The sequence below is a fragment of the Labrenzia sp. ATLA3 genome, from assembly GCF_057180185.1.
Window position 1 is genome coordinate 47,791 of sequence record NZ_JBXUKV010000015.1, and the last position, 26,454, is coordinate 74,244.

Genomic DNA, 26,454 nt, shown 5'->3' on the forward strand with positions numbered 1-26,454 from the left:
TTAAGCTTGTTGAGGACGGCAGTGAGAACCGTGGCATTGCCCCCCGCCCAAAACACGAGAGCGCTCTTTCGACACCAAGCACTCAAAACGCGCTTAATATGAAACTTTTACGACAAGTTGTTTTGTTGCGGCGCACATAAACCATTTCGCAACGCACCATAGATCTAATTATCGATAATGGGGTCGCAACAAGGGCAACCCCGGCTCTTCATCTTCGGAGATTGGTCAGATGCTTAAGAATATTTCGATCGTCAAGAAAATGCTTGGCGTTATCATGTTGTTAAGTTTCGCAGCTGCGGGAACCACCTGGCTGGCTTACAGTCAGTTGACCGGTGTCACGCACACATTCAACAGAGTTGGGCTTTCGGAAGAAGCTGCCCGCGAGGCTATGGATCTGCGCATCGATATCGTTGACATCAGCCGCATGACCTATCAGCTTGCAGTCGACACGGAAAATGCCGCCAACTATCGCAGCCAGAACGACGACCGCGTCAAAGAAATGCTTGATCGGCTACCGAAGCTGGAAGCTGTTGCCGACGCAGAAGAAGTCAAACAGCTCGACACGATACGAACCTCGCTCAACTCCTACTTCTCCAAGATTGAGCAGATGATTGACGTCGCAGAACGCTCGCCGAATGACAGCGCGGCCATCAATGCCGCACTCGACGTTGCGCTTGAGGGCCAGAAGACGGTTACCTCAAATGTGAAGGTCTACAGCAAATACTCTTCCGAGAAGATGGCAAACCTGCGGGAGACCGCCAGCGAGAACGCCCGGGAGGCGGAAACCAGCCTGATGATCATCGCGGCGTTGTCAGTCATCTTGTCCATCGCCCTTGGCGCCTGGATTTCCCACTACGGTATTGCAAGACCGATTTCCCGCATCGTGGAGACCTTCAAGGAGCTCGCAGAGGGCAGACTCGACATTGACATCGAAGGCACCGAACGGACCGACGAAATCGGTGATCTCGCCAAAACGGCTGACTATTTCCGGGAACAGGCCCGGGAAAACAAACGTCTTGCCATGGAAGCGGAAGACGAAAAGGCGCGTGCGGAAGAATTGCGCCAACAGGAACTGAACCAGATGGCAGCCCAGTTCGAGGAAGCCGTCGGCAGCATCGTCCAGTCGGTATCCGCGGCAGCGTCCCAGCTCGAAACCTTCGCCCAGGAGATGTACGACACCGCAAACGTAACCTCCGAACGCAGCGGCACGGTGGCAAATGCTTCCGAAGAAGCCTCCTCCAATGTTGAGACCGTCGCCTCGGCAACCGAGGAACTGACGGCGTCGGTGCAGGAGATCTCCAGTCAGGTCGACCGCTCCAACGAGGTTTCCGACGACGCGGTGCGCGACGCGGATTCCGCGGCCAGCAAGGTGCACGGCCTGTCCACCGCCGCTCAGAAGATCGGCGACATCGTCGAGTTGATCAACGGCATCGCCGCGCAGACGAACCTTCTCGCCCTCAACGCCACCATCGAGGCCGCTCGTGCCGGAGATGCCGGCAAGGGCTTTGCCGTCGTCGCTGCCGAGGTCAAGGAACTTGCCGATCAGACCGCCCGTGCAACCACCGAAATCGCTGACCAGATTGCAGAAATCCAGAGCTCGACCGACGAGTCTGCAACTGCCATCAACGGCGTTGCGACGACGATCGGCAAGGTCAAGGAAATCAGTGCTGCGGTTGCCGCTTCGGTAGAGCAGCAAGCCGCGGCAACAAAGGAAATCGCGCATAACATCCAGCAGGCCGCCATCGGCACCACGGAAGTCTCGCGCTCGATCACGACCGTCACCGAGGCCGCCATGAAATCAAGCGCGACCGCGAACGAAGTCCTTCAGGCTTCCGGCGACCTCGCCAAGCAGTCGGAGTTCCTGCAGTCCGAACTGAGCAGGTTCCTGGCCACGATCCGGGCCGCCTGATCCGCGACAAGACGATCTTTCAGGTCTTTATCAGGCGATGGCGGCCCGGCTGCCATCGCCTTTTTCGGCTCTGTCGCTTATCTGGTCCGGAACCTGATGCTTGCGACTTGATCAAGCCGAGGATGGTCTGGACAAGCTCATCGTATCGGGTAGCGATGCGGTGCGATTGTTTGAGCTTGGCAAAGATGCTCGGAGCCGGCAGGAACAACACCGCTTGGCGGTCAGAAAAGAACTGAACCGATCCGCCCGCAGGTCACGCCAACGCATGCCCGAACACCTAGCGTTCGTCTCCGAAATAGCGAACGCGCAGGTCTTCGATCAGATTGGTTTCATGCGCCGAAAGCAATTCCAGCGTCAACGGCCGTGTCCAGCGGCTGTCTTGGGCAAGTCCAAAGCCGTATTTGTCGGGTTCGAAGATCGGCCCCACCACCTCAACGTTCGCCCGCGGGTTATTGTGGGCGTAATACTCAAGCACGGGAGCATCGCCCACAACGGCATCGATTCTTCCGCTGCTCAAGGCGGCAACAGCCCCCTGGATATCGTCAAAGGGCTGAAAGGACCACCCGGTCTCTTCAGCATATTCTTCGGCCACACTGCCAGAGAAGACGCCCACACTCTTGCCTGGCAGATCACTGGCATCATTGATCTGGTTGGTCAGGGACAGGGTGGTCATGACGCTAGTGACCGACGAGGTGACATAGGCCATCACAGCGATGCCGCAGACGAGCCAGAGCGCCTGCCAGATCCGGCCGGGCCAGCCAAAGAGGTTCTTGCGCGAGGGCGACCTGCCGGACGTGACGACGGACATGACCGAATAAAAGCTTTCCGAAACACCTTCCGGCCACCCCTTCGGAAAGTTCTTGTCGAAGCGCCGGTCAAAGAGTGTCATCAGCACGGTCGCGACGACGATAACCAGCGCGAGCCAGCCATAAGCCCTGAGATAGCCGGAATCGCTGAGGCCGGTGAGGACTTCGGAGAAGGTTGCCCCCTGGTTGTCGGGCACAAGAATACGCAGGCCCGCGTCGAACCAGGGCTGGGTAAAATCGATCCGGTCCGCACGCTTGCGGGTGATCGTCAGGTTGGTGACGGCGATCTCGATGGACTTGTCGGCGGTCGCATCCACAAGACCGCGGATTGTGGGAAAAACCCTGTAGTTGAACGATATGTCGTTCTGCTGCGCCAGCGCTTCCCACAAATCGATCGCCATGCCGGAATAGACGCCGGGCTCGTCCTCCATGACGAAGGGCGGACTGATGTAAAGACCGACCGGCACCGGGTTTGCTGGCAGCTGCGGATCGCCGCCTTCATCGGCTGTCTGGCCCATCGCCGGAACGGCGAGGAAGATGGTCAGACACAGCAGAAGAACACGAGAAAGAGATTGACGGGACTTGGAGCAGGCGATCATGGCTGCCTCCGCAGGGCAAATCGGGAATCACGCAGAAAGTGTCCCAAAAAGTAAGCTGCCCTGCAGTGGCCATGCAACCTGTGAACGAAGGAAAACAGAGCCAGGATGCGCGGTGGCAGGAGAAAACTCCGCTTACCGCTTGATCACGATCCGTGTGTCGGCCCGGCCCACCTTGCGCACCAGATTGTAAAGATGAGCAGCGTTCTTGGGATGGAGGCGGATGCAACCGTGCGAGGCCGGACGCCCCAATCGCTTGAGATCATTGGTACCGTGGATGGCATAGCCACCCAGGAAGAAGACCGAATAGGGCATCGGCGCCCAATTGTATTTGCGCGAATGCCAGTCGCGTTCCAGCCGGGTCGGCCGCCAGCTTCCGGTCGGCGTGCGATATCCCTTGCGGGCCGTTGAAACAGGCCATTTGTTTCGCAATCGACCGTCGACGTAGAGGTAGAGCCGCTGTTCGGAAAGATCTATCTTGGCGGTCACACGTGGCGCTGCGCTCGCACCAACGGCAGTCAAGGCAAGAAAGGCCAGCAACAACGGCCCGACTATGAGTTTTCTGATCGTCAACATTTCAAAGCCATCCAGCAAAAAACAACACATAAAAATTTAATACGAAAATGTAATCCGCAAATTCTTCGCATTGCAAGCAGGACCTAAAATAAGCGTAAATTTCTACTCCGGCCACGTGCTCGAACAGGCGTTCGAATGACCTCCCCCAGGCGTGAGGCCTCGCGGAAAAGGTGCGAGATTACTCTTGACCTGCCCCTTTGCCGATGTCATAACCACACCCGAACCGTACCGTACGGTTCCCAGAGTTTCATCAACGATCCGACCAGACAAATGCCAGCGACCGCTTACGATATTGCCACCTCCCGCCCGGATGCCGCGCCCGAATTTTCGCCGCGCCAGCAGGTGGTGTTGCAACATGCGCTGACGCTGCTTGTCGAGGGTGGCGAAAAGGCGCTGACGACGGCTGGGCTTGCCCGCACGGCGAGCTGCTCCAAGGAAAGCCTTTACAAGTGGTTCGGCGACCGGGACGGCCTGCTGGCCGCCGTTGTCGCCTTTCAGGCCAGCCAGGTTCAGTTTCCCTCCGAGGCCGGGGCCACGGCCGATGCGGAAACGTTCCGCGCTCATGTAACCGCTTTCGTGGAAGCCCTGCTGGGCGTTCTGTTTTCCGAAACGTCCTTGGCGTTGAACCGGCTGTCGATCGGCCAGTCCAACACCAACTCGAACCGCCTTGGCCAGCTCCTGCTGGTGCGTGGCAAACACATGATTTCCGCCCGTGCGCGCGCCATGCTGGACACCGGCCGCCGCCACGGACTTCTGAAATTCGATGAATCCGAAGACGCCTACCAGGTGCTTTATGGCCTGGCCATTCGGGACGTCCATATCCGCCTCCTCCTCGGTGAGACCGCCGGTCCCGCCGAGACGGATCTGAAATCGCAGGCCGAAGTGGCCGTCGACCGCTTTTACCGTCTGTTCGGGGCCTGACAGCCGCGAACACCCGGGCAAACTGGAAACGACCAGAACCAATCAAGACCGGAAAACCGGCCTTTCAAGTGACAAAATGTAGACGGGAGAAAGGAACCCATGCGCGTTTATTACGATCGTGATGCTGATCTTAACCTGATCAAATCCAAAAAAGTCGCCATCATCGGCTACGGCTCTCAGGGCCGCGCTCACGCGATGAACCTGAAAGACAGCGGCTGCACCGAAATCGCGGTTGCCCTGCGCGAAGGGTCCACGACCGCCCTGAAGGCAGAAGCCGACGGCTTCAAGGTCATGAATGTGGCAGACGCTGCTGCCTGGGCCGACCTGATGATGATGGCCACCCCGGACGAACTGCAGGCCGACATCTACAAGGACCACATTGCAGCCAACATCCGTGACGGCGCCGCAATTGCCTTCGCACACGGCCTCAACGTTCACTTCGGCCTGATCGAAGCGAAATCCACCATCGACGTTCTGATGGTCGCTCCGAAGGGCCCGGGCCACACCGTGCGCGGCGAATACCTGAAGGGTGGCGGCGTGCCGTGCCTGATCGCTGTTCACCAGGACGCTTCCGGCAATGCCCATGACCTCGGCCTGTCCTACGCCTGCGGCGTCGGCGGCGGCCGTTCGGGCGTCATCGAAACCACCTTCAAGGAAGAGTGCGAAACCGACCTTTTCGGCGAACAGGCTGTTCTGTGCGGTGGTCTCGTGGAACTGATCCGCGCCGGTTTCGAAACCCTGGTCGAAGGCGGATACGCTCCGGAAATGGCCTATTTCGAGTGCCTGCACGAAGTGAAGCTGATCGTCGACCTGATCTACGAAGGCGGCATTGCCAACATGAACTACTCCATCTCCAACACTGCGGAGTGGGGTGAGTATGTGACTGGTCCGCGCATCGTGACGTCGGAAACCAAAGCCGAAATGAAGCGCGTCTTGACCGACATCCAGACCGGTAAGTTCACCTCCGATTGGATGCAGGAGTACCGTGCAGGCGCTGCCAAGTTCAAGGCAACCCGTCGCCTGAACGACTCTCACCAGATCGAGGAAGTTGGCGAAAAGCTGCGCGGCATGATGCCGTGGATCAAGTCCAACGCTCTTGTCGACAAGACCAAGAACTAAAGACCTTCGCCCCATCGGCCCGACACCAAACCCCGCTGGCAACAGCGGGGTTTCTTTTTACCCGCCTTGGCGGTCAGCCACCGAATGAATGACCGGGTGCCACGTGCCACGCCCCAAAAAACGACGACATGATGACTGGTTGTCTGCGAAAAAGACCCGATGCCTTCGCAAATTTCCCATGCATCGCAAACGGTATCGAAGCGGCGCGCACCCGATTTTGTAAAAGTTTCTTCATCAAGGCCAACTGGATTGCAAGAGCCATTCCCATAACGTAATGAATACGTTGTAGGAGAATGAGTATCCGGCTCCGGAGTCCCCTTGATGGATCTATCGACACTCTTTTCAGCAAATGTGCTTCTGCTGTCGATATTTGCCATCTGCTTCCTTGCCATTTCTCTGCAGACGCATCCGCGAACGCACTGGCTCAGCTGGGCTGCCGCCAACACCCTGCTGGCATTGGCTTTGATCTGCTTTGCGGTCAGACACATGCTGCCGCCGCTGGCCGCCTATCTGCTTCCCAACACGCTGCTGCTGCTTGGCTTCGGCTGTCACTGGCATGCCGCGCGCCTGCTGGCAGACATGCCGAGCAAAATCAGCAATGTCGTTGCTCCGGCCTTCGCCTATGTCATCGCCGCAAGCTGCGCCTATCTGCTATCCGACTATGCCCTGGCCTATCTGGCGGCTAACGTGGTGTTGATGCTGCTGTCCGTTGCAACCATCACCGTTTATGCCTCAAAGCCCTTACGGGGCCTTATCTCCAGCACAGGCCTCATCCTTGGGTTCTTCTTTCTGGCCGCAGAGGGGGTGCTGCGCACAATTCACGGTTTCGTATCTGTCGGTTCGCAGGAACCTTTCATGATCGACAACCAGAGCGCGGACATTCACCTGATGTGCAGCCTGGTCTTCGTCAGCCTGACAGGTGCTTTCTCCCTCGCGCTCTCGTTCGAACTCATGGCCGACCGGAACCGGGAGGACGCCCGGCGCGATCCTTTGACCGGTGCTTTCAACCGCCGGGAATTCCAGGCTCGTCTGGAAACCATCTTGAAAGACACGCGGAAGGACGACTTCGGCCTGGTCCATTTCGACCTGGATCATTTCAAACAGGTGAACGACCGGTTCGGCCATGCCGCTGGTGACGAGGCGCTTGTGAGGGTCTGTTCGGAAGTGAAAGCGCATCTGCGCCAGCACGATTGTTTCGCACGACTGGGCGGCGAAGAATTCGCCGTGCTTCTGCCATCCATTTCGCGGGAGAACGCCTACCGTGTCGCCGAGCGCCTGCGCGAATGCATCGCCGGACTTCAGTTCGAGTTCGCGCCGCGGGATTTCAACGTGACGGCTTCGGCGGGCGTCTATCACGGCAATGGCGGCGAGCTGCCATCAGACGAACTGCTCAAGACTGTCGACCAGAGCCTCTATCAGTCCAAGCGAACCGGACGGAACCGGATTTCCATTGTCGAGCCGGTCTCCGGTGCAGCCCCTTCCTGAGCCCCTGAGAGACTGAGAGACTGAGAGCCACGTCCCACTCAGGAGTAGGCTTCGATGAGCCTTGTGACTTCCTTGTCCCGTGCCCCTTCGCTGGCCCCACCCATGACGACCACGATCAGGCGCTTGCCGCCACGATTGGCTGTCGCGACAAGGTTGTAGCCCGACATGCGGATATACCCCGTCTTCAGGCCATCCACGCCAGCCACCTTGCCGACCAGGTTGTTGGTGGCCCGGAAGGTCCGGCCGTTGTAGGTAAAGGACCTCGCCCGGTAATAGCTGGCATATTGCGGGAAGCGCCGCTTGAGTGCGAGGCCCAGCACCGCCATGTCGCGAGCCGTGGACACCTGCGCCGGATCGGGCAGGCCGGTGGCATTGACGAAGCGGGTACGGGACAATCCCAGAGACCGTGCCTTGGACGTCATCTGCCGGGCAAAGGCCGCTTCGCTGCCGGCAAGGTTCTCGGCAACGACGATGGCGACATCATTGGCTGATTTGACTGCGAGCGCCCTTGCCGCCTGTTCCACCGTGATGGTTGACCCCGCCTTGAGGCCCAATTTCGCCGGCGGCTCCGATGCCGCCTTGGCTGAAACATTCAAGGGTGTGGAAAGCGAATAGCGCCCTTCGGAGACAGCTTCATAAAGCAGGTAGAGCGTCATCATCTTGCTGAGCGAGGCGGGAAAACGCGGCGCATCCGCATCGACCGCGTAAAGTTCCTCGCCGGTAGACGCATTCAGAACCAACGCGGAAAATCCGCGCTCAACCGCTGTCGTCGGCGCATAAGCCACGGCAGGAAGCGGGGCAGTCTGAACGGCCGGTGCCGTGCTGGTCACAGGCGCAGGAGCTGGCCCCTGCCCCGTCTGACAGGCGGCCAGGAAACCGGCCAGAACGAAGATCGAAGCCTTCTTCAAAAGGAAAGACGCACGCATTCCCGCTCTCTCAAACTCGCGTTTCGGCCGGCCCTATGCCTTGAGGCGGTAACCGGTCTTGAATATCCAATGCACAACAGCCAGCGAACCGCCCAGAAAGATCATGGTTGCTAGCAGAGACAGCCACAGGCTGACATCCGCCTGACCATAGAAACTCCAGCGGAAGCCCGATATCAGGTAAACCACCGGATTGATCAAGGTGATCTTCTGCCAGATCTCCGGCAACATGCTGATGGAATAGAAGCTGCCGCCCAGAAAAGCCAGAGGCGTGACGATCAGCAGCGGTACAAACTGCAGTTTTTCGAAGTTGTCCGCCCAAATGCCGATGATGAACCCGAGCAGCGCGAACGTGACGGCGGTCAGCAGAAAGAACGCCGCCATCCACACCGGATGCTGGATTTGCAGAGGCACGAAAAAACTTGCCGTAATCAGGATGATCAGACCGACGACGATAGATTTCGTCGCCGCCGCGCCGACATAGGCGATGGTGATTTCCAGAAACGACACCGGCGCCGACAGAACCTCGAAGATTGTGCCGGTGAACCGCGGAAAATAGATGCCGAACGCAGCGTTGGACAGGCTTTGTGTCATCAGCGACAGCATGATCAGCCCGGGAACGATGAAGGCGCCGTAGCTGACGCCGTCAACTTCGGAAATCCGCGAACCGATGGCCGCCCCGAAGACAACGAAGTAAAGCACCGTGGAGATCACCGGCGAGATGATGCTCTGCATGATCGTGCGGCGGGTGCGCGCCATTTCGGTCAGGTAGATGACTTTGATCGCTTCGAAATTCATGTGCGCTACTGCCCCGAAGTCAGAATGAGTTCCATCCGGGGCAAGGTGCGTCCCGAAATCGAACCGGACGGAGCCCGGCCAATGGTCTTGAAGCCCATGCGGGCGTAAAACGGTTCGGCAAAAGGATCCGCATCGAGGCCGATCCTTACCAGTCCCAGATTTTGTGCCCTTTCGTGAAGCACGTCGAACAACGCCCGGCCAACGCGCCGCCCCTGCCAGGCGGGATCGACAAAACAGGTTTCCAGTTCCCCTGTTTCGCCATCGTCTCTGGTGGACAGCCGGACACAGCCGACTGGCCGCCCGTCTGCATCCTGCGCCAGCCAGAAATCGTCATCCTCGATCCAGCTGTCGCGAACCTTCAGTTCGTCGGCACACATCGCCATGAAGGCGTCGTCGTAACCGTTTGACTGCTTGGAGCGCATACACAGATCCGTCAGTGCCGGGATGTCTTCGAGGACCGCCTCGCGAATGGTAAAGCCTGTGTCCATCTCTGCCTTATCCCTGACTGACCAGGCCAACGAAGATGTCCTCCAGCGAAGACTGGTCGGTCTGTAGATCGTGAAAGCGCACGCCGGCTTGAGAAAGATCGGTCAGAAGCGATGTGATGCCTGTGCGCTCCGCCCTGGTATCGTAGGTGTAGACCAGACTACGTCCCTCGTCCTCAAGCTTCAGATCGTAGCTGGCAAGGCTGCCTGGGATCTCGCTGAGGGGCTCGGTCAGGCTGAGCGACAACAACTTGCGCCCAAGCTTGCGCATCAGCTCCGCCTTGTCCTCAACCAGAATGATTTCGCCCTTGTTGATCACCCCGACGCGGTCGGCCATTTCCTCGGCTTCCTCGATGTAGTGGGTCGTCAGGATGATGGTGACGCCTTTCTGCTTCAGCTCGCCCACGATGCGCCACATGTCGTGTCTGAGTTCCACGTCCACACCCGCAGTCGGCTCGTCCAGAAACAGGATCTTGGGCTCATGGGCCAGCGCCTTGGCAACCAGAAGGCGGCGTTTCATGCCCCCGGAAAGAGCCATGATCGGGTTGCTGCGCTTTTCCCAGAGAGTCAGGTCCTTGAGAATGCTTTCGATCCGCGCCGGATCCGGTTTCATGCCGAACAGACCACGGCTGAAGGCCACCGTGTCGCCCACCAATTCAAATGGAGCGGTCGGCATTTCCTGCGGCACCAGACCGATCATCTGACGGGCGGCGCGGTACTCGCTCAAGGCGTCGTGGCCGCACACGTGAATGCTGCCGGAGGTCGGCCGCACAAGGCCGCAAATCGTGCTGATCAAGGTCGTCTTGCCGGCCCCGTTCGGTCCGAGCAACGCAAACACCTCTCCCTGCCGGATATCCAGAGACACGGATTTCAGGGCCTGGAAGCCACCATCATAGGTTTTTTCCAGGTCGCGGACAGAAAGTATCGGGGCCATTGTTTCAACCGATTAGGGAGAAGGGATTTGACCAGACGGCCAAACAGGCGGGCACACTCGCATGTGGGCGGACAGGCCGCAAGATGCAACCCCGTCGGGCAGGCCCCCGGCAATCACAGCAAGCCCGCATGGCGGCGTCACTGTTTCGCGTGACGAAACACTGCGTCTGCGGACGCAAGCCTAGGTTTTGCCTGCCAAACCACTATCTTCCTGTCAAAATCAATTCGCAGCAGGAAAAAAGTCATGTCCATCCGTCCCGTAACCCACATCGGCAGCACGCAATCGACCCTGGAAGGCGCCGGCGTTCGTCTGGAGCGGGCCTTCGGGTTTCAGGATCCGGAAATGCTGGACCCGTTCCTGCTGCTCGACGATTTCCGCAACGAACGACCTGAGGACTACCTGAAGGGCTTCCCCTGGCATCCGCATCGCGGCATCGAGACCATCACCTACGTGCTGGCCGGCACTGTTGAACACGGCGACAGCCTGGGCAACAGCGGCAACCTGGGTGCGGGCGACGTTCAGTGGATGACCGCCGGAAGCGGGATCATGCATCAGGAAATGCCCAAGGGCGATGCCAACGGCCGGATGCACGGTTTCCAGCTCTGGGCAAACCTGCCCTCCTCGCTGAAAATGACCGCTCCGCGCTACCAGGATGTCTCTTCCGGCGAAATCCCCGTCGTGATCGATGACGACGGCACCTCTGCCCGGATCATCTGTGGTGAGTTCTGGGGCAAACGCGGCCCGGTCGACGGTATCGCCGCAGATCCACAGTATCTCGATATCCACGTTCCGGCGGGACAGAAGAAACGCTTCAAGGTCGACACGCACAAACAGACCTTCGCCTACATCTTCGAAGGGTCAGGAACCTTTGAAGGGGCATCCGATCCGTTCGGGGTGCTGACGGAGAAGGAATTCGGCGGCGAGGAACTGAAGTTCCGCGACCAGACCGGCAATCGCTCTCTAGTGATCTTCGGCTCCGGAGACGAAATCGTGGTTCAGGCCGGAGAAGAAGGCATCCGCTTTCTGCTCGTTTCCGGTGCCCCGATCAAGGAACCCGTCGCCTGGCATGGACCGATCGTCATGAACACGCGCCAGGAACTCATACAGGCCGTGACCGAACTTCAGAACGGCACGTTCATCAGGCAGGACTGAACGAGGCCAGCCGCCTTGTAACTTTCACAAAGTCTGGCTAGGGCTGTCCGGAACGTAACCGACTGGATTGCCCATGCCACTGAAACTCCGCCCGGCCACCGAGGCCGATGCCCCCGCCCTCACCGATATTCTCCACCGCGCCAAGGCGACCTGGGGCTATCCGGAGGAGAAGATGGCGGAGTTTCGCGAGTACTGGCGGATATCCGAGGCAACCGTCCGGTCGTTGACGATGACCGTTGCCGAACGAAACGGCCTTCCGGTTGCCTTTTCTGGTCTCTCCGAACAGAGCGAAGATACCCTTCTCATCGATTTCCTGTTTGTTGCCCCCGAAGCCCAGCGCCAAGGCATTGGCGACCTTCTGCTGAAACGCGCCGAGGATCAGGCCCAGCGCCTGGGCCTGAGCCGGCTTTATCTGGAAAGCGACGCCCATGCGGGTCCGTTTTATGAAAAGCGCGGGTTCCGGACGCTGGCGACAAGGCCAAGCGCGATGTCGCCGGACAAGGACATCCCCCTGATGGAAAAACCGCTGGCTCCGGCGGTCTACCGGGTCGACACCCTGAACATCGGCATTTCAGACAAACCCTGGGCTTTTGAAACCGCGCATGCGGAGGCCATCGACGCCTATTTCGAGGAAGCCAGAAAGCGCATTCCGCAGCTGTGGAATGGCCGCACGATGAAGCTCACCGGGTTCGAGTTCAAGGACGGTGCTTTCAATGGCACCTGCACCGAATGCTCCTTTGCCGCGTTCCTGGCGTGGCGCGACTGGGGCGCTCCGGATGCAACCGCATTCAATCTTTTCGGTTCCGCCATCCTGCGGTCCGCCGATGGCGCACTGCTTTACGGTGTCATGTCTTCGAAAACGGCAACAGCGGGGATGATCTATCCCCCCGGCGGCAATCTCGACCCGACCGACCTGACCGAAGACGGCAAGGTCGACGTCGTCGGAGCGATCTACCGGGAACTGGAAGAAGAAACCGGCCTGAAACGCGAGGATGTCCGGCCTGCGGAATTGCTGGTGACCTTCGACGGCTGGCGGATTTCCATCGGTCAGTTGATGGACGTGCCCCGCCCCGCGGAGGAACTGCGCACCGAGATCCTGCGTTTTTCCGAAGCGTCCGAGGAACAGGAACTGGCGGATATGCGCATCATTCGCACTCGCGCGGATCTGGAGGACAGCGCCATCGTGCCCTACGCCCGGTCACTCGGCAGATATCTGCTGCCATGACGTGCGCAAGGCAAAGCGGCCGCGAACGGCAATATTTTGTTCACCAAGAATGCGCACTAAGCACTGGCAGGACTTGCCTTAAAATGCAAAAGTCCGCTCACCTTTGAACCCGGCACCTCGGATTTCACAGGGGCCGTCCGTTGAGGACAGGTTTGTTGATTTACAGCGTTCGAGCCCCTTGCCAGGCTTCGTTTGAAGGCAGGCAGGCGGCTTCAGGGAGAAAAGAAGTATGAGCCGCCGCTATGCGATCCTGGATGTCTTCACAAATACGACCCTTGCCGGGAACCCCCTGGCGGTGGTTCTGGACTCCGAGGGCCTGAGCGACGCGCAGATGCAGAAGATCGCCGGCGAGTTCAATCTTTCCGAAACGGTCTTCGTCTTTCCGCCGGAAAATCCAGGGCATTCGGCCACCATGCGGATCTTTACCCCCAAGATGGAACTGCCATTTGCCGGACACCCCACCGTCGGTACGGCCATCCTTCTGGCGACCGAACGCTTTGGCGAGATTTCGGGCGAGCAGGATTCCGTCGTGGTTCTCAAGCAGAAGATCGGCGCGGTGCGCTGTGCCGTGATCCTGCGCGAGCACGCTGCCGCTTTTGCCGAGTTCGATGTTCCCACCCTGCCGGAACCTGCCGGACCGACCAACAATATCGACCTGATCGCCGCCGCCCTCAATCTGGAGCCGAGCGACATCGGGTTCGAAAACCATGGCCCTTCGCGCTTCCGCGTCGGCCCTCCCTTCACTTTCGTGCCCGTGCGCGATCTTGATGCGCTGGCGCGCGCCAAGCCGATGCCGGCCATGTGGAACCGTGGCTTCGGCAAGAACGGTCACACCGACGCCTATGTCTATTGCCGGGAAACCCGCTCTCACGACAGTGCCTTCCACGCCCGCCTGTTCGCACCCGACATGGGTATTCCCGAAGATCCCGCGACAGGTTCGGCTGCAGCCGCTTTCGCCGGTGTCGTCGATTATTATGATGATCTGCCCAACGGCACGCACCATATCCGCATCGAGCAGGGCTTCGAGATGGGACGCCCCTCTCTGATCGATCTGGAAATCGATATCGAGGGCGGCAAGATGCACGCGGTCAGGATTGGCGGTCAGGCGACCCTGGCAGCAAGAGGCGAACTGTTCGTCTAACAGACCTGCTTGGCTCCCGGACGGTCAGTGTGCTGCCCGGGAAGACCCGTCGCCTTGGTGACGCGCGGCGACACCGGAAACGCCGCGAGCACTTCCGGCTGAACTGGGCTATCACAGCACACCTGAAGTGCTGCCTTGAAGACCAACAGTTTCTCCGACTTCGGAAGTGTGCACACATCCATCAGCCGCACGTGCTTTTTGGACCGGCAGCCGACTGGTGCTGGCCTGTTCCCTGAAGTGCGCGCGGAAGGTCGACACGCTCGCCCCAGCTTTTGCCGGTCAGCTTCTGTGACCGATCCAGATTGCGGCAGATGCCGCGGCCGGTTCCGGCTGCTGGTCCTCCACCTCCACCAGGCTCGCGCGCAGGACTGCCCGACGCTCAACCGGCAGCACCTGCCGGGCTGCAAGCCCGAAACATCGAAGATAAGCGCGACCTAAAGCCTAAGTATTTCTTTCAGCTGACAGGTTTCAGGATGACGTTTTGCTCGCGCATCAGCCGATCGATACGAAAGCCACTCCCGGCAACATAAATTATTGAATTTAATAACAAAATTGTGAATACGGCTTACTTTACCCAATGGGTTTAAGAAGATTTTTGCCTAATCATTTTGCATTTGATTAAAGCCCACTCATGTATCAAAGTTCCCCATAGGAAGAAAAAATAGAATTACTGTAAAAAATGACAGTAATTTAGAAAAAAATGGGAAACGCCATGAAGTCTTTACTGAGCCTACTGGCAGGAACATTCATGCTGAGCGCTTCCGCGCAGGCAGATAACCTTCCTGCTCCAACCGGTGAAGTCGTCCTCGTTGTGACTGGAAATATCAAGAACACGAACAAGGGGGAGAGCGCCGAATTCGACATGGACATGCTGGAAGGTGTTGAGACCATTTCCAGGACAATCGCGACACCGTGGACCGAAGGAACCACCGCCTTTTCCGGCCCGAAACTGCGTTCGCTTCTTGAGGAAGTCGGGGCACACGGCTCCAAACTGATCGTCAAGGCGCTCAACGACTACAGCGCTGAAATCCCGATGGGCGACGCCGAGAATTTCGACACCATGCTGGCGACGAAAATGAACGGCGAATACATGACCGTTCGCAACAAGGGTCCCCTGTTCCTGATCTATCCCTTCGATACCAACCCGGAACTCTTCAACGAGAAATACTTTTCCCGGTCGGTCTGGCAGATCCGTGAAGTTGAAGTTGTCGAGTGAGAAACCAGCTCGAAATAGGCGGTAAGGCCGTTGAACAGGCAGCACGGGCGACGAAATTCGTACTCGTCGTCCAGATTTTTCTCGTCTGTACCGTCCTGGCCATCTTTTCGCTGCTGGCGAAACGGGAAGGCGAGTTGCACGATGCCATCCGCGAAGACGCAATGTGGGCGGTCTACCAGCTTGACCGCGAGGTGCGAGCGGTTTTCGAAATGGTACAGCATGCCTCGTACCGTATCGGCGAGGCTGGCGTAGAAGCAGCACAACAAGCCGTCACACCGCGCGATCTGGTGACGCGATACGACATCCTCTATTCACGCCTCTCGGTTCTTGCAAACTCCAAATACAACATCTTTTTCGAGCAGAGCCAGAACGTCAGATCCAGAATCGCGAGCATCGAAGACAAGATCCTGGCCATTGAGCCTGTGTTCAATCGCATCGCTGCGCAAAAGAACTATTCCGGCATCGACTTTTCGCCTGTCCAGGCAACGCTTGAGGAAATTCGCTACGCCACCAACGAATTTCTGGTTCGCACAAATGCAGCGATTTCCAAAGCGCGCGCAGAAACCCGCAACGATGTCTTCCAAGCGCAGATGCTGGCTTTTCTCTTCATGTTCGCAATCGTCGTTGCCGCACTCTTCCTGGCCTTCCACATGCTTCTTCAGATCCGCATCGTGAAGCAGACCCGCGAGGCCATGAACACCGCCGCTGCGGAATTCGAAAAAGCCTACAAGGCGGCCGAAGCGGGCAACAAGGCCAAGTCAGCGTTTCTGGCCACCATCGGTCACGAAATCCGCACTCCTCTGAACGGCATTTTGGGTATGGCCGAACTGCTGGCGCAAAAGCCTCTTCCGGCAGAAGAAGGCGGATACGTGCGCACCATCACAAGCTCCGGCCGGGCCCTGCTGGAGATGATCAACGAAATTCTTGATTACGCGAAGATTGAATATGGATCGCAACAGTCCGAACTGATCACCTTCAGGTTCGACGAGCTTGTGCGAGATACCGCAGCCGTCGTCGAAGGACAGGCCCTTGAGCAGAACAACAAACTCAAGGTGCATATTGATCCTGTGCTTGAAGGCGCGTTCATCAAGAGTGACCCCACCAGACTGAAGCGCGTCTTGCTCAATCTGCTGTCGAACGCTGTCAAGTTCACCGAAAACGGTTCGGTTTGGCTTGAGGTGGCGGCAAGCAACGTGACTGAAGAGGCGCTGGAGCTGACAGTCTGCGTCAGGGATTCCGGTATCGGCATCGCCCCAGAGGCACAAAAACAGCTCTTTACGGCTTTCCATCAGGTCGATTCCTCGATCAGCCGACGGTTTGGAGGCACAGGTCTTGGCCTTGCCATCTGCAAGCAGATCGTTGAGGCCATGCAGGGAACGATTGACGTTTCAAGCACGCCGGGTGAAGGAGCGACCTTCAGCTTCACCTTGCCGGTTCAACGAGCAAAGGCTCCGGCGTGTGAACCCGCCGAGCGGGAAGAGGACGCGGCACTATCCACCCCGATACCGCCCCTGCGGGTCCTGCTGGTGGAAGACAATGCCATCAATCAGCGGGTCGCTGCGAAATTGCTGGAAAGACTGGGGCAGGACGTCACCATAGCCTGCAATGGCAGGCAGGCGATCAAGCACGTGCAGAACGCGGGTTTCGATCTCGTGTTGATGGACGTGCAAATGCCGGATCTCGACGGCATCGCGGCAACGCGGCTCATTCGCAAGCTCGGTGCGCCATTCGACAGGCTGACGATTGTCGCGATGACGGCAAACGCCTCGGACCAGGACCGGCAGGATTGTCTGGACGCCGGCATGAATGGCTTCGAGCCCAAGCCGGTCACTTCTCAGCGGCTCGCTGCCATTCTACGGAACCACGGACGGTCGAGAAATTCAGCCGATGGCACCACCGGGCTGACAGTCGCCACGCCAGAGCCCCAGGAACGACCCGACGCCTCCCTGCCGCATACCAACGTCATTCATCTTGCCGGAGACGAACAGGGAGATGCCAGGCGTGCAGAGCTGCAGGAAGAACTGGGCGAAGAAGCCTTCCAATCCCTGCTGAGCGAGTTTTTCGAGCATGCGGAGACACTCGTGCCGCAGATCACCAAGGCCGCGGCAGAGGGGGACGAAGAAACCTACGACCGTCTGCTGCACTCGCTGACGGGCGCGGCGGGCAACCTCGGATTTACCCCCCTTTCGCGAACGGCCGAGGCGCTACGAGCAACCATCGAAACACCCAACTGCGACACACGCCTGACCGTGGAACTGGAAAAAGCAAAAAACCATTACCGGAAGATAGCGATATGACCGACACACCGCTTGCCGACACCGACTTCCGCATTCTCCTGATCGAAGACGATCCCACCAATCGCAGGATCATGGAACGGCTCGTGGAACGCATCCACGGCTGCCACGCCATCAGCTTCAACGACCCTCTGGACCTGATTGCAGCGCTCGACACCATCGAATTCGATGTCGGTATCGTCGACTACCAGTTGCCAGGTCTCAACGGCATTGAGCTTATCAAGCAGGTCCATCAGCATCCCGCGCATGTCGACAAGCCGATGGTGATCGTGACGGCGGATAAGGACCGAGACATCCGGCTCGAGGCGCTGACCTCCGGCGCGGTCGACTTTCTGAACAAGCCGCTTGAGATCGTGGAGTTCAAGGCCCGCGTGCGGAACCTCACGAAACTGGCCGAGGCGCAGCGCAAGCTGTCAATGCGGGCGGAATGGCTGAAGGAGGAAGTCGACAGGGCAACGACGGAACTGCGCAAACGGGGCGAGGAGATCGTTCACCGGTTGATCCTTGCCTCTGAATACAAGGATCTCGACACCGCCATGCATACCCTGCGTATGGCGAACTTCTGCGAGCTGATCGCAGAAGAACTCGGCATGAGCATGGATTTCCGTCACGACCTCAAAATGGCGGCGCCAATGCACGACATCGGCAAGGTCGGTATTCCGGACCGGATCATGCGCAAGCGCGGCCCCCTCACCCCGGAGGAGCGCGAGGAAATCAACCGGCATACGGAAATCGGCGCGGGTATTCTCAAGGGCTCCAGTTGCCGGTTGCTGCAGGTAGCGACCCAGATTGCCGCAACCCATCACGAGCGCTGGGATGGCAGCGGCTATCCCGACGGTCTGCGCGGTGAGGAAATTCCGCTGGTTGGCCGGATAGCGGCTGTTGCCGACGTATTCGACGCCCTGACGACGGAACGCCCTTACAAATCCGCATGGTCCAACGACCAGGCCTTCCGCTTTCTGGCAGAAAAAGCCGGTAGCGATTTCGATCCGGAATGCGTAGCCGCCTTCCTGAGCAAAAGAACGGAAGTGGAGAAAATCCAGGCCAAATTCGCCGATGACCCCATGCCGGTTGCCGGTAACGGCTGAGACCGGCATCCGGCATGAAAATCCGGACCGCACGGATTGCCAAATGTGCAAGCTTCGGAAAAGCTGGTTGCATCGTGCTCCATCCTGACTTATGACATTTCCCATTAACCGTCCGGTCACGCTTTTGCGCCACGCTTGGCGGACCATTTGAAAAGACGACCAAAGGCCAAGACAGACCCATGATCGCGGTTCGCGACATTTCTGGATCTTCTCGCGACGCGCTGGCACAGCGCGGCGGCCTCATTCTACTTGGCGACCTCCTCCTTCTTAGATGCCCCTGAGCGTCGGCTGCTTCGCTTGTCTTTAGGCGAAACGGGCACTTAGGGGAGAGTTTTCAAAAAACCGCATCACGACCATCGGATCGCGCCCCGCCTATCCTGACCCGAGCGACCTAAGGCCCGATCCAAGCCAGGAACGAAACGACATGACTGCCACTTCCGAGAATGAACAGGTCCGGATCTTCGACACCACATTGCGCGACGGCGAACAATCGCCCGGCGCCTCCATGACGCTGGGAGAAAAGCTGCAGATCGCGGAAATCCTCGACGACATGGGTGTCGACATCATCGAAGCCGGCTTTCCGATTGCCTCCAACGGCGACTTTGAAGCCGTCAGCGAAATTGCCAAACGGTCGAAAAACTCCGTCATTGCCGGTCTCGCCCGCGCGATCCATGCCGATATCGACCGCTGCGGCGAAGCCGTGAAACACGCCGGCAAAGGCCGCATCCACACATTCGTCTCCACCTCTCCGATCCATCTGAAGTTCCAGATGAACAAGAACGAAGAGCAGGTGCTGGAGATCATCACCGATACGGTCACCCGCTCGCGCAACCTGATCGACGATGTCGAATGGTCCGCGATGGACGCAACGCGCACACCGATCGACTATCTGTGCCGCTGCGTGGAAGCCGCCATCAAATGCGGTGCCACCACTATCAACCTGCCGGACACGGTCGGTTACGCCACCCCGGACGAATACAAGGCCATGTTCGAACAGATCCGTGAGCGCGTGCCGAATTCCGACCAGGCGATCTTCTCCGTTCACTGCCACAATGACCTGGGCCTGGCGGTTGCCAACTCACTGGCCGGTGTTGCCGGCGGTGCCCGCCAGATCGAATGCACCATCAATGGCCTGGGCGAACGCGCTGGCAATGCCGCCCTGGAAGAAATCGTCATGGCGATCAGGACACGTGGTGACGTCCTGCCTTACGTGACCCAGATCGACCCGCAATTCATGGTCCGCGCCTCCAAGATGGTGGCTGGTGCTTCCGGTTTCGCGGTTCAGTACAACAAGGCCATCGTCGGAAAGAACGCTTTCGCTCATGAGAGCGGCATCCACCAGGACGGCATGCTGAAAAACGCCGAGACGTACGAAATCATGCGTCCGGAAGATGTCGGCGTGAAAGCGACATCCCTGGTCATGGGCAAGCATTCCGGCCGCCACGCCTTCCGCGACAAGCTGAAGGAGTTGGGCTTCGAACTGGGCGACAACGCCCTGCAGGATGCCTTCCGCCGCTTCAAGGATCTCGCCGACCGCAAGAAACACGTTTATGACGAGGACATCGAAGCCCTGGTCGAAGACGAGATCAGCGTTCTGGGCGAAAGCACCAAGGTGATTGCACTGACCGTCATCGCCGGAACGGGTGGCCCGCAGAAGGCGATCCTGACCATGGACGTCAACGGCCAGCACATCACCAAGGAAGCCACCGGCGACGGTCCGGTCGACGCCACCTTCAACGCCATCAAGGCAATCGTGCCGCATGAAGCGAACCTGTCGCTGTACCAGGTGCATGCGGTGACCGAAGGTACCGACGCACAGGCCGAAGTGTCCGTACGTCTGGAATCAGGCGGCCGGATCGCAACCGGCAAGGGTGCGGACACCGACACGCTCGTTGCTTCTGCCCGCGCTTATGTGTCCGCGATGAACAAGCTGGCCCTGCGCCAGCAAACCGGTAACCCGGGCGCGCTTGCTGCCGTCTGACGCCGGATAGGCCTCCTGTTTTCACTCACGTGAAAGCGGATCACTGCCATCCAAGGCATGAAAAGCCTCCTGTGCCCCCGGATTTCCGGTAAGGTACAGGAGGCTTTGTTTTGTGGGGAGGCCGACCAGATGGAACGCCTTTGCATGGCCGGAGAGATGAAGCGCGTGGTGATCGCCGGGTGCCCGGGGGCGGGCAAATCCCGTGCCGCCAGAACCTTGAGCGCCTTGACCGGTTTGCCGGTCATTCATCTGGACACTCACTACTGGCAGCCAGGCTGGCAGCGCCCGTCCCCTGAAACCTGGCGCTCCACCATGGAAGAGCTCATCGCCCGCCCGCGCTGGATCATGGATGGCAACTACGGCAGCACCCTGGATCTGCGTCTCAAGGCTGCCGATACACTGATCTATCTGGATTTTTCGACGCCTGTCTGCGCGACAAGAGTGCTGAAACGCTCCTTTCTTGGCCGCGGCGGCACGCGCGGAGGCGAATTGCCGGACGGCTGCCTGGAGCGGTTCGACTGGCCGTTTTTCAAGTTCGTTCTCAATTACAGGCAGACGCGGCGGGACCGGGATCTGGAAAGCATGGGGGTGTTCTCAGGACACCGCCATGTCTTCACCCACCCCCGACAGCTGAAACGGTTTCTGCGCACACATCGCACCGGCGCCAGCACAGGACCAGGCTCCTGAAATCCTGACCCGGGGTTTGCAGGAAAGAGGACCCCAACCCATCAAAGGGCCGCAGAGGCGGCCCTTTTTCGGTCGGGATTGCAACGTCAGCCCTGTGAGATCCGTTCGGAAAGCTGGCTGTTGGTCATGGCTTCCCCGTCCAGGTTCCAGGTTCCGTCCACCGTATGCACCACATTTGAATAAATGCGATCCACCGGCAAACGGCCTTCAGCAGCCGTGGCAATGATGTCGGTCGCTTCCTTGAAGAAACCGACCTGAATGTCGCGCGTGGCCAGCGCAAAGCTGGGTGTCTTGCACTCCAGCCAGGCCCCCTCCACCGGTTCACCGCCGGACAGGGCACCGTTTTTCGGCAAAGCCTGGATCTGCATGGTGACATTGGGTGTCATGACCTTGTTGCCGCCCAGCCCGTGCCATTTCAGAAAAGCTTCGGTGATCTTCTTGCCGGCCTTCAGGCCGGCTTCTTCCGTCATCACGCCTTGGGTGTAATTCAGTGCGAGTGGCATTTCCGTTCCTCTCAATTAAATATAACGTTCGTTATATTTTTTAACAGACCCTATTTATGTAACGATCGTTATGATGTCAATATTTATATAACGACCGTTCTTTAGTTGAGAGAACCTCATGGCAAAACAACAGCTTCGCAAGGCCGAAACCCAGAAGGCTCTGCTTTCCGCTTCCAGTCAGGCTTTCCGAAGCGAAGGTTTTTCGGGGGTTGGTGTCGACGCGATCGCCAAGGCGGCCGGTGCCACCTCTGGCGCATTTTACGCCCACCTCGACTCCAAGGACGGCGCCTTTCACGCAGCGCTGGAACTGGGCCTGGATGAGGTGATCACCACCATTCCGGACTACAGAGACCGCTATGGCGACAAATGGATCGAGGCCTTTGCGGGATACTATCTTGGCAGCCCGCACCGAAAGGACCGCGCCTGCGGTTGCGCCATGACCGCGCTGTCGCCCGACGTCGCGCGCGCCAAACCCGAGACACGAGACCTCTACGACAGCAAGATGAGGACCATCGCCGCCCTGATCGCCGACGGTCTGAAGGGGGGAAGTCCATCAGATAGGCAGGACCGAGCCTGGGCCTTTCTCAGCATTCTGATCGGAGGACTGACCACGGCACGGGCCATGTCGGATGAGGCGCTTGCCGAAACGGTGACGGCTGCCGCCCTGCCTGCGGCGTTGCACGTTGCTGCGGGTGCCTGAAAACTGGCCGAAGCCCTGGCTATCAGCCCGCTGCCAACTGATCCAATGACTGAAGATATTGCTGGCGCGTAATCCGGTAGAACCGGCAGGTCAGCCCATGCTGTTCAAGGTCCTGCCAGAAATGCAGTCCTGCCTTGCGCATCACCTTCTGCGATGCCTCATGGTCTGCAACCGAATAGGCAAGCAGATGATCGTAGGGCAGCGTGTCGAAGAACCAACCGACAAGGGCCTGCGCGATTTCACTCGCATACCCCTGCCCCCAGGCGGACCGCTTCAGGCTGTAGCCGAGTTCGTACCCACCCGGATCGCGTTTGAAAGAAAACCCTGCCCGGCCGATGAAAGTCCCGTCAAGCGTCTCCAGCTTCCATTTGGATATCCCGGTCAGGCGGTGGTCGCCGATATAATTGGCAAGCCGACGCCGTACTTCTTCCGGGTCCATGATGGCAGGTCCCGGCGACAGGTACCGGTTCACCTCCGGATCTGAATGCAGATCCTGCAGCAGAGCAAAATCATCTTCGGAAAAGGGCAGCAAGCGCAGCCGGCCGGTTGTCAGAATGGGTGTTTCCAAAACGGAATTCTTTCAACAAAAAGGACCGTGAAATACACGGTCCACCCCAATTTCCGATGTCGGTCAATCCCTGGACGCCCTAAGCGCTCATCAGATAGGACTGCATGGACGGGCTCAGCAGTTGAAACACATCCGCCTGCATGCCTTCGATCACTTTGCTTTCGCGGTGATTGAACCCATTGCTCTTGACCACTTCGCGCATTTTCCGGTTATCAGTGCGCACCACCGCGACCAGATGGGAAAAATAGGTGTTTTCGAAGAACCAGTCCGTCAGCGCGGCGCAAAGGCGCTTGGGAAGATCCGGATCCTCGTCCAGCAAATCGAGACGCAGGCAATAGTTCAGACTGATCTCGGAAGTTTCGCTGACCGGCGTAAACCCGGCCCAGCCGAGAAACGCACCATCTGAAGCGACCGCCTTCCATTTGGCAAACCCAAGATCATCCTGAGTCTGCTGGGCAGACCTCACCAGTTCTGCCGCATCAACAACGGTGCAGTTGGTGGAATATTCCGTGCACCGGTTACCATAAAGGTCAGAGTGGAGATCCTTGACGAGATCAATATCGGTTGGCGTGAAGGGAACGAGCCTTACTAAACCGCATTCGAGTATGATCGTCTGCACCGTGTCCTCCCGGTCTAGGATTTTGTCAGGCTGTGCGCGTAGCAGTAAATCCCGCTACTGAAAGCATGAGCGCCTTGTAACCCTGAATTGTGCCAATGCCATGGCAGACCAAAGTATAAGGTGGATTTTGGAAAAAATACATTCGCAATACCAACAAGTTACGCTCAACCCGCTGCTGCACCGCACACATCAGAAGTTGACTGTGAGCGGTTAAATCGTTCGCTGAAGGGCTTCCATCTCGATTCGGTTTGAAGGATCAACCCGTTGCCAATCGGTCATCTGGTTGCGAAACCAGGTTTCCTGACGCTTGGCGTATTGACGCGTTGCAACAGTCAGCCTGTGGATCGTTTCGGCACAATCGGTCTCACCAGCAAGATAGGCACCGAGTTCCGGCACGCCGATTGCCCGCATGGCCGGCAACTTTTCCGATAGGTCCTTCGCAAGCAGTTCCCGGACTTCCCACACCCCTTCCTCGCTGACCATCAACCCTGCCCGTTGCTCGATACGTTCGTGCAGCCAGGGCCGCGGTGGCGCCAGAACGATCCTGTGGCACGCCTGCGGTGCAAGAAGCGGTGACGACTGAGCCTCCTGTTGCCAGGCCTTCAGAGAGCGTCCCGTCGCCAGCAGCACTTCCAGGGAACGGGCAAGGCGTTGCGGATCGGTCAGTGTCTCCGCGGATGCCGGATCGCCTTCGGAAATCAGCCGCTGCTTCAGCCCTTCCACGCCCTCGTCGTCGGCAATGGCTCGCGCCCGGTTGCGGATCTCCTGTGGTATATCCGGCATCTCCGCGAAGCCTTCTGTCAGGCCCTTGAAATAGAGCCCCGTCCCACCGACGAGAATTGGCATCTGGCCACTTGCCCAGGCAGCCCGCAGTTCCTGCTCTGCCAGGCGCAGCCAGGCGCCTGTCGAAAAGGCGGTCGAAGCAGGCAGCACCCCGTAGAGCCGGTGGGGCACTTCAGCCTCTTCGGCAGCGCTCGGGCGTGCGCTTACCAGCCGCAAGTCTTCGTAGAGCTGCATGGAATCTGCGTTGATGATGACACCATTCAGCTCTTTGGCCAGCGACAACGCCAAAGCGGACTTGCCGCTGGCTGTCGGCCCGGCTATCAGAATGGCGCGCCTGGCAGTCGCGGGCGTATCGTCTTCGTCGTTCAGGGAACCGTCCATGTCTTTTGTTGCCACTTTGGTGTCCACTCCTACTGCACCGGCAGTCGACGAGGATCTGGTCCTGCAGGCATCCGACGCACTCGGCGTTACCGGAACCGCGACACGTCTTTCTGCGGGTGTCGCAGCGGATATCCGCTTTGAGGGCCTCGATGCAAGTGCCGCGGACGCAATCTTGCGCGAAGTCATCGGACGAGCTCCTGTTGACGTCTTTGTGCAGAAGGAAACCGGCCGCCGCAAGCACCTGCTGATCGCGGATATGGATTCCACCATGATCCGCCAGGAATGCATCGACGAACTGGCAGCCGAACTCGGCCTCAAGGACCGCATTTCGGAGATTACCGAACGGGCGATGCGCGGCGAGATCGATTTTGAACCGGCCCTGCGTGAACGTGTCGGCCTTCTGGCCGGACTGCCAGTCTCAGCCATCGAGACCGTGCTCAGCAAACGCATCCAGCTGATGCCCGGCGGCCGCACCCTGGTCCAGACCATGAAGGCAAATGGCGCTTACTGCGCCCTTGTTTCTGGCGGCTTCACCCATTTCACCTCCGCAGTTGCGACATTGATCGGCTTTGACGAAAACCAGGCCAACACGCTGCTGGAAGAAGACGGCAAACTGTCGGGCAAGGTCGGAGAACCGATTCTCGGCCGCGAAGCCAAGCGCACGCGCCTGGAATATCTGGTCGCAGAACGCGGTCTTGATTTCACCGACACGCTTGCCGTTGGCGATGGCGCCAACGACCTTGCCATGATCGAACGCTCCGGAGCCGGCGTTGCCTACCGCGCCAAACCGGCTGTCGCTGCCGCCGCCGACTTCCGCATCGACCACGGCGACCTCACAGCCCTGCTCTACCTGCAAGGCTACGCGGAGAGCGATTTCGTTCTGAGCTGACGGTTAAGGGCACTGCAATTCTGATCTGATCGGTTGCAGTCCCCTCTTCCGACGGGTGGTCTCCCCTGGCTTGTCCGGAGCATCCTCTCCTCGTCCGGCGCTTGCAGCCCATCCTTCGAGACAGGCCTGCGGCCTTCCTCAGGATGAGGGAGAGTATATTGAGGGGCCCGAATTGAGCTTTAGAGAGGTTTTCCCTGCTGTCCAGTCTGGCTGCTTCTCACGGCATTTCCGGCCGCCACATCTACGCTAAAAACCCACGCCCCACGCTCTTTCCCCCAACGATCTTCCCCTCAACCTCTTCCTGAGGAAGCGCGAAGCGCTGTCTCGAAGGATAGGCCCCTTGCTCCAATGCCCCCTTCTCACCCGCTCGAAACAGTCCACCGTCCGTCATGAGGATGCGGAAGAGCATGTTGGGAGCGGGTAAAATGCGCTTCGGAGTGACTTGCTTCCTCTCCGGGAACAACCCAAGTCCACAAACCTCATCCTGAGGAAGCGCGGAGCGCTGTCTCGAAGGATGGGCACCTTGCTCCAATACCCCCTTCTCGCCAGTTCGCTACAGTCCACCGTCCGTCATGAGGATACGCAAGAGCATGTTGGGAGCGGGTAAAATGCGCTTCGGAGTGACTTGCTTCCTCTCCGGGAACAACCCAAGTCCACAAACCTCATCCTGAGGAA

24 protein-coding genes are annotated in these 26,454 nt (G+C 58.7%); 14 read left to right on the top strand and 10 right to left on the bottom strand.

Annotation, left to right across the window (positions count from 1 at the left end; genetic code table 11):
* Positions 1-229 precede the first annotated feature (229 nt).
* A complete protein-coding gene (locus AC2A6O_RS28780; protein WP_498932146.1) occupies positions 230-1,909 on the top strand; it encodes a methyl-accepting chemotaxis protein in 1,680 nt (559 codons plus the stop codon).
* Positions 1,910-2,186: 277 nt separating this feature from the next.
* Here the strand turns inward: AC2A6O_RS28780 and AC2A6O_RS28785 are convergent, their stop codons facing one another.
* Positions 2,187-3,314 carry a transporter substrate-binding domain-containing protein gene (locus tag AC2A6O_RS28785; protein WP_498932148.1) on the bottom strand — a complete coding sequence of 376 codons (1,128 nt, stop codon included), beginning with the start codon at positions 3,312-3,314 and terminating at the stop codon, positions 2,187-2,189.
* Between the two features lie 132 nt (positions 3,315-3,446).
* Positions 3,447-3,887 (bottom strand): L,D-transpeptidase, encoded by a 441-nt coding sequence (locus tag AC2A6O_RS28790; protein ID WP_148586090.1) that lies wholly within the window; start codon positions 3,885-3,887, stop codon positions 3,447-3,449.
* 270 nt (positions 3,888-4,157) lie between these two features.
* Here AC2A6O_RS28790 and AC2A6O_RS28795 point away from each other — a divergent pair, with 270 nt between their 5' ends.
* From AC2A6O_RS28795 to AC2A6O_RS28805, 3 genes are all read left to right on the top strand, one after another.
* Positions 4,158-4,808, top strand: a complete 651-nt coding sequence (locus AC2A6O_RS28795) for a TetR/AcrR family transcriptional regulator (RefSeq protein ID WP_148586089.1) — start codon at positions 4,158-4,160, stop codon at positions 4,806-4,808.
* Between the two features lie 99 nt (positions 4,809-4,907).
* Positions 4,908-5,927, top strand: a complete 1,020-nt coding sequence (ilvC, locus tag AC2A6O_RS28800) for a ketol-acid reductoisomerase (RefSeq protein ID WP_498932150.1) — start codon at positions 4,908-4,910, stop codon at positions 5,925-5,927.
* Positions 5,928-6,248: 321 nt separating this feature from the next.
* Positions 6,249-7,412 (top strand): GGDEF domain-containing protein, encoded by a 1,164-nt coding sequence (locus AC2A6O_RS28805; RefSeq protein ID WP_498932151.1) that lies wholly within the window; start codon positions 6,249-6,251, stop codon positions 7,410-7,412.
* A gap of 38 nt (positions 7,413-7,450) precedes the next feature.
* On the opposite strand, the gene AC2A6O_RS28810 is transcribed toward AC2A6O_RS28805, so the two are convergent.
* Genes AC2A6O_RS28810 through AC2A6O_RS28825 form a run of 4 tightly spaced genes read right to left on the bottom strand, consistent with a single transcriptional unit; the run spans position 7,451 to position 10,552 of the window.
* Positions 7,451-8,338: a D-alanyl-D-alanine carboxypeptidase family protein gene (locus tag AC2A6O_RS28810; RefSeq protein ID WP_498932152.1), complete on the bottom strand. Its 888-nt coding sequence runs from the start codon at positions 8,336-8,338 to the stop codon at positions 7,451-7,453.
* 33 nt (positions 8,339-8,371) lie between these two features.
* Positions 8,372-9,133, bottom strand: coding sequence for an ABC transporter permease (locus tag AC2A6O_RS28815; RefSeq protein WP_148586085.1), 762 nt, complete (start codon positions 9,131-9,133; stop codon positions 8,372-8,374).
* Positions 9,134-9,138: 5 nt separating this feature from the next.
* Positions 9,139-9,621 carry a GNAT family N-acetyltransferase gene (locus AC2A6O_RS28820; RefSeq protein WP_498932153.1) on the bottom strand — a complete coding sequence of 161 codons (483 nt, stop codon included), beginning with the start codon at positions 9,619-9,621 and terminating at the stop codon, positions 9,139-9,141.
* A 7-nt stretch (positions 9,622-9,628) separates the two neighbouring features.
* Positions 9,629-10,552 (bottom strand): ABC transporter ATP-binding protein, encoded by a 924-nt coding sequence (locus tag AC2A6O_RS28825; protein WP_498932154.1) that lies wholly within the window; start codon positions 10,550-10,552, stop codon positions 9,629-9,631.
* A 243-nt stretch (positions 10,553-10,795) separates the two neighbouring features.
* Between AC2A6O_RS28825 and AC2A6O_RS28830 the strand changes: the two genes are divergently transcribed.
* The 8 genes from AC2A6O_RS28830 (at position 10,796) to AC2A6O_RS28865 (ending at position 21,336) form a co-directional block, all read left to right on the top strand.
* Complete coding sequence (locus AC2A6O_RS28830) at positions 10,796-11,704, top strand: pirin family protein (protein ID WP_148586082.1); 909 nt, start codon at positions 10,796-10,798, stop codon at positions 11,702-11,704.
* 73 nt (positions 11,705-11,777) lie between these two features.
* Positions 11,778-12,929, top strand: coding sequence for a GNAT family N-acetyltransferase (locus AC2A6O_RS28835; protein ID WP_498932155.1), 1,152 nt, complete (start codon positions 11,778-11,780; stop codon positions 12,927-12,929).
* A 229-nt stretch (positions 12,930-13,158) separates the two neighbouring features.
* Positions 13,159-14,070 (top strand): PhzF family phenazine biosynthesis protein, encoded by a 912-nt coding sequence (locus AC2A6O_RS28840; protein ID WP_148586080.1) that lies wholly within the window; start codon positions 13,159-13,161, stop codon positions 14,068-14,070.
* Between the two features lie 748 nt (positions 14,071-14,818).
* Positions 14,819-15,286 carry a putative pterin-binding protein gene (locus AC2A6O_RS28845; RefSeq protein ID WP_498932157.1) on the top strand — a complete coding sequence of 156 codons (468 nt, stop codon included), beginning with the start codon at positions 14,819-14,821 and terminating at the stop codon, positions 15,284-15,286.
* The gene (locus AC2A6O_RS28850) at positions 15,283-17,583 is read left to right on the top strand and encodes an ATP-binding protein (protein ID WP_498932158.1); all 2,301 of its coding nucleotides are present in this window, start codon (positions 15,283-15,285) and stop codon (positions 17,581-17,583) included. The genes AC2A6O_RS28845 and AC2A6O_RS28850 overlap by 4 nt, the downstream gene beginning before the upstream one ends.
* Entirely contained in the window at positions 17,580-18,668 is a 1,089-nt protein-coding gene (locus AC2A6O_RS28855; RefSeq protein ID WP_498932159.1) for an HD-GYP domain-containing protein, read from the top strand. Before AC2A6O_RS28850 ends, AC2A6O_RS28855 begins: the two co-directional genes overlap by 4 nt.
* 424 nt (positions 18,669-19,092) lie before the next feature.
* Positions 19,093-20,649 (top strand): 2-isopropylmalate synthase, encoded by a 1,557-nt coding sequence (locus tag AC2A6O_RS28860; RefSeq protein WP_148586076.1) that lies wholly within the window; start codon positions 19,093-19,095, stop codon positions 20,647-20,649.
* A gap of 129 nt (positions 20,650-20,778) precedes the next feature.
* Complete coding sequence (locus tag AC2A6O_RS28865) at positions 20,779-21,336, top strand: P-loop NTPase family protein (protein WP_498932161.1); 558 nt, start codon at positions 20,779-20,781, stop codon at positions 21,334-21,336.
* 86 nt (positions 21,337-21,422) lie between these two features.
* Here AC2A6O_RS28865 and AC2A6O_RS28870 read toward each other — a convergent pair whose 3' ends face one another.
* Complete coding sequence (locus tag AC2A6O_RS28870) at positions 21,423-21,839, bottom strand: 4-oxalocrotonate tautomerase (protein WP_498932162.1); 417 nt, start codon at positions 21,837-21,839, stop codon at positions 21,423-21,425.
* 118 nt (positions 21,840-21,957) lie between these two features.
* Between AC2A6O_RS28870 and AC2A6O_RS28875 the strand changes: the two genes are divergently transcribed.
* Complete coding sequence (locus AC2A6O_RS28875; RefSeq protein WP_498932164.1) at positions 21,958-22,539, top strand: TetR/AcrR family transcriptional regulator; 582 nt, start codon at positions 21,958-21,960, stop codon at positions 22,537-22,539.
* A gap of 22 nt (positions 22,540-22,561) precedes the next feature.
* Here the strand turns inward: AC2A6O_RS28875 and AC2A6O_RS28880 are convergent, their stop codons facing one another.
* The 3 genes from AC2A6O_RS28880 to miaA all read right to left on the bottom strand — a co-directional run bounded on the left by AC2A6O_RS28880 (position 22,562) and on the right by miaA (position 24,905).
* Entirely contained in the window at positions 22,562-23,107 is a 546-nt protein-coding gene (locus AC2A6O_RS28880; RefSeq protein WP_498932166.1) for a GNAT family N-acetyltransferase, read from the bottom strand.
* Between the two features lie 79 nt (positions 23,108-23,186).
* Positions 23,187-23,726, bottom strand: a complete 540-nt coding sequence (locus AC2A6O_RS28885; protein ID WP_148586072.1) for a GNAT family N-acetyltransferase — start codon at positions 23,724-23,726, stop codon at positions 23,187-23,189.
* 210 nt (positions 23,727-23,936) lie between these two features.
* A complete protein-coding gene (miaA, locus tag AC2A6O_RS28890; protein ID WP_498932168.1) occupies positions 23,937-24,905 on the bottom strand; it encodes a tRNA (adenosine(37)-N6)-dimethylallyltransferase MiaA in 969 nt (322 codons plus the stop codon).
* On the opposite strand from miaA, the gene serB reads away from it, so the two are divergent.
* Complete coding sequence (serB, locus tag AC2A6O_RS28895) at positions 24,889-25,779, top strand: phosphoserine phosphatase SerB (RefSeq protein ID WP_148586071.1); 891 nt, start codon at positions 24,889-24,891, stop codon at positions 25,777-25,779. The two genes, miaA and serB, sit on opposite strands and share 17 nt — an antisense overlap.
* Positions 25,780-26,454: the final 675 nt, after the last annotated feature.

What these genes read in the sequence shown, in the direction of transcription:
- AC2A6O_RS28835 (WP_498932155.1), top strand. Translation starts at nt 11,778, where the DNA reads ATGCCACTGAAACTCCGCCCGGCCACCGAGGCCGATGCCCCCGCCCTC.
- AC2A6O_RS28825 (WP_498932154.1), bottom strand. Translation starts at nt 10,552, where the DNA reads ATGGCCCCGATACTTTCTGTCCGCGACCTGGAAAAAACCTATGATGGT.
- ilvC (WP_498932150.1), top strand. Translation starts at nt 4,908, where the DNA reads ATGCGCGTTTATTACGATCGTGATGCTGATCTTAACCTGATCAAATCC.
- AC2A6O_RS28780 (WP_498932146.1), top strand. Translation starts at nt 230, where the DNA reads ATGCTTAAGAATATTTCGATCGTCAAGAAAATGCTTGGCGTTATCATG.
- AC2A6O_RS28855 (WP_498932159.1), top strand. Translation starts at nt 17,580, where the DNA reads ATGACCGACACACCGCTTGCCGACACCGACTTCCGCATTCTCCTGATC.
- AC2A6O_RS28840 (WP_148586080.1), top strand. Translation starts at nt 13,159, where the DNA reads ATGAGCCGCCGCTATGCGATCCTGGATGTCTTCACAAATACGACCCTT.
- AC2A6O_RS28785 (WP_498932148.1), bottom strand. Translation starts at nt 3,314, where the DNA reads ATGATCGCCTGCTCCAAGTCCCGTCAATCTCTTTCTCGTGTTCTTCTG.
- AC2A6O_RS28820 (WP_498932153.1), bottom strand. Translation starts at nt 9,621, where the DNA reads ATGGACACAGGCTTTACCATTCGCGAGGCGGTCCTCGAAGACATCCCG.
- serB (WP_148586071.1), top strand. Translation starts at nt 24,889, where the DNA reads ATGTCTTTTGTTGCCACTTTGGTGTCCACTCCTACTGCACCGGCAGTC.
- AC2A6O_RS28805 (WP_498932151.1), top strand. Translation starts at nt 6,249, where the DNA reads ATGGATCTATCGACACTCTTTTCAGCAAATGTGCTTCTGCTGTCGATA.
- AC2A6O_RS28875 (WP_498932164.1), top strand. Translation starts at nt 21,958, where the DNA reads ATGGCAAAACAACAGCTTCGCAAGGCCGAAACCCAGAAGGCTCTGCTT.
- AC2A6O_RS28845 (WP_498932157.1), top strand. Translation starts at nt 14,819, where the DNA reads ATGCTGAGCGCTTCCGCGCAGGCAGATAACCTTCCTGCTCCAACCGGT.
- AC2A6O_RS28860 (WP_148586076.1), top strand. Translation starts at nt 19,093, where the DNA reads ATGACTGCCACTTCCGAGAATGAACAGGTCCGGATCTTCGACACCACA.
- AC2A6O_RS28815 (WP_148586085.1), bottom strand. Translation starts at nt 9,133, where the DNA reads ATGAATTTCGAAGCGATCAAAGTCATCTACCTGACCGAAATGGCGCGC.
- AC2A6O_RS28810 (WP_498932152.1), bottom strand. Translation starts at nt 8,338, where the DNA reads ATGCGTGCGTCTTTCCTTTTGAAGAAGGCTTCGATCTTCGTTCTGGCC.
- AC2A6O_RS28790 (WP_148586090.1), bottom strand. Translation starts at nt 3,887, where the DNA reads ATGTTGACGATCAGAAAACTCATAGTCGGGCCGTTGTTGCTGGCCTTT.
- AC2A6O_RS28795 (WP_148586089.1), top strand. Translation starts at nt 4,158, where the DNA reads ATGCCAGCGACCGCTTACGATATTGCCACCTCCCGCCCGGATGCCGCG.
- AC2A6O_RS28830 (WP_148586082.1), top strand. Translation starts at nt 10,796, where the DNA reads ATGTCCATCCGTCCCGTAACCCACATCGGCAGCACGCAATCGACCCTG.
- AC2A6O_RS28870 (WP_498932162.1), bottom strand. Translation starts at nt 21,839, where the DNA reads ATGCCACTCGCACTGAATTACACCCAAGGCGTGATGACGGAAGAAGCC.
- AC2A6O_RS28865 (WP_498932161.1), top strand. Translation starts at nt 20,779, where the DNA reads ATGGAACGCCTTTGCATGGCCGGAGAGATGAAGCGCGTGGTGATCGCC.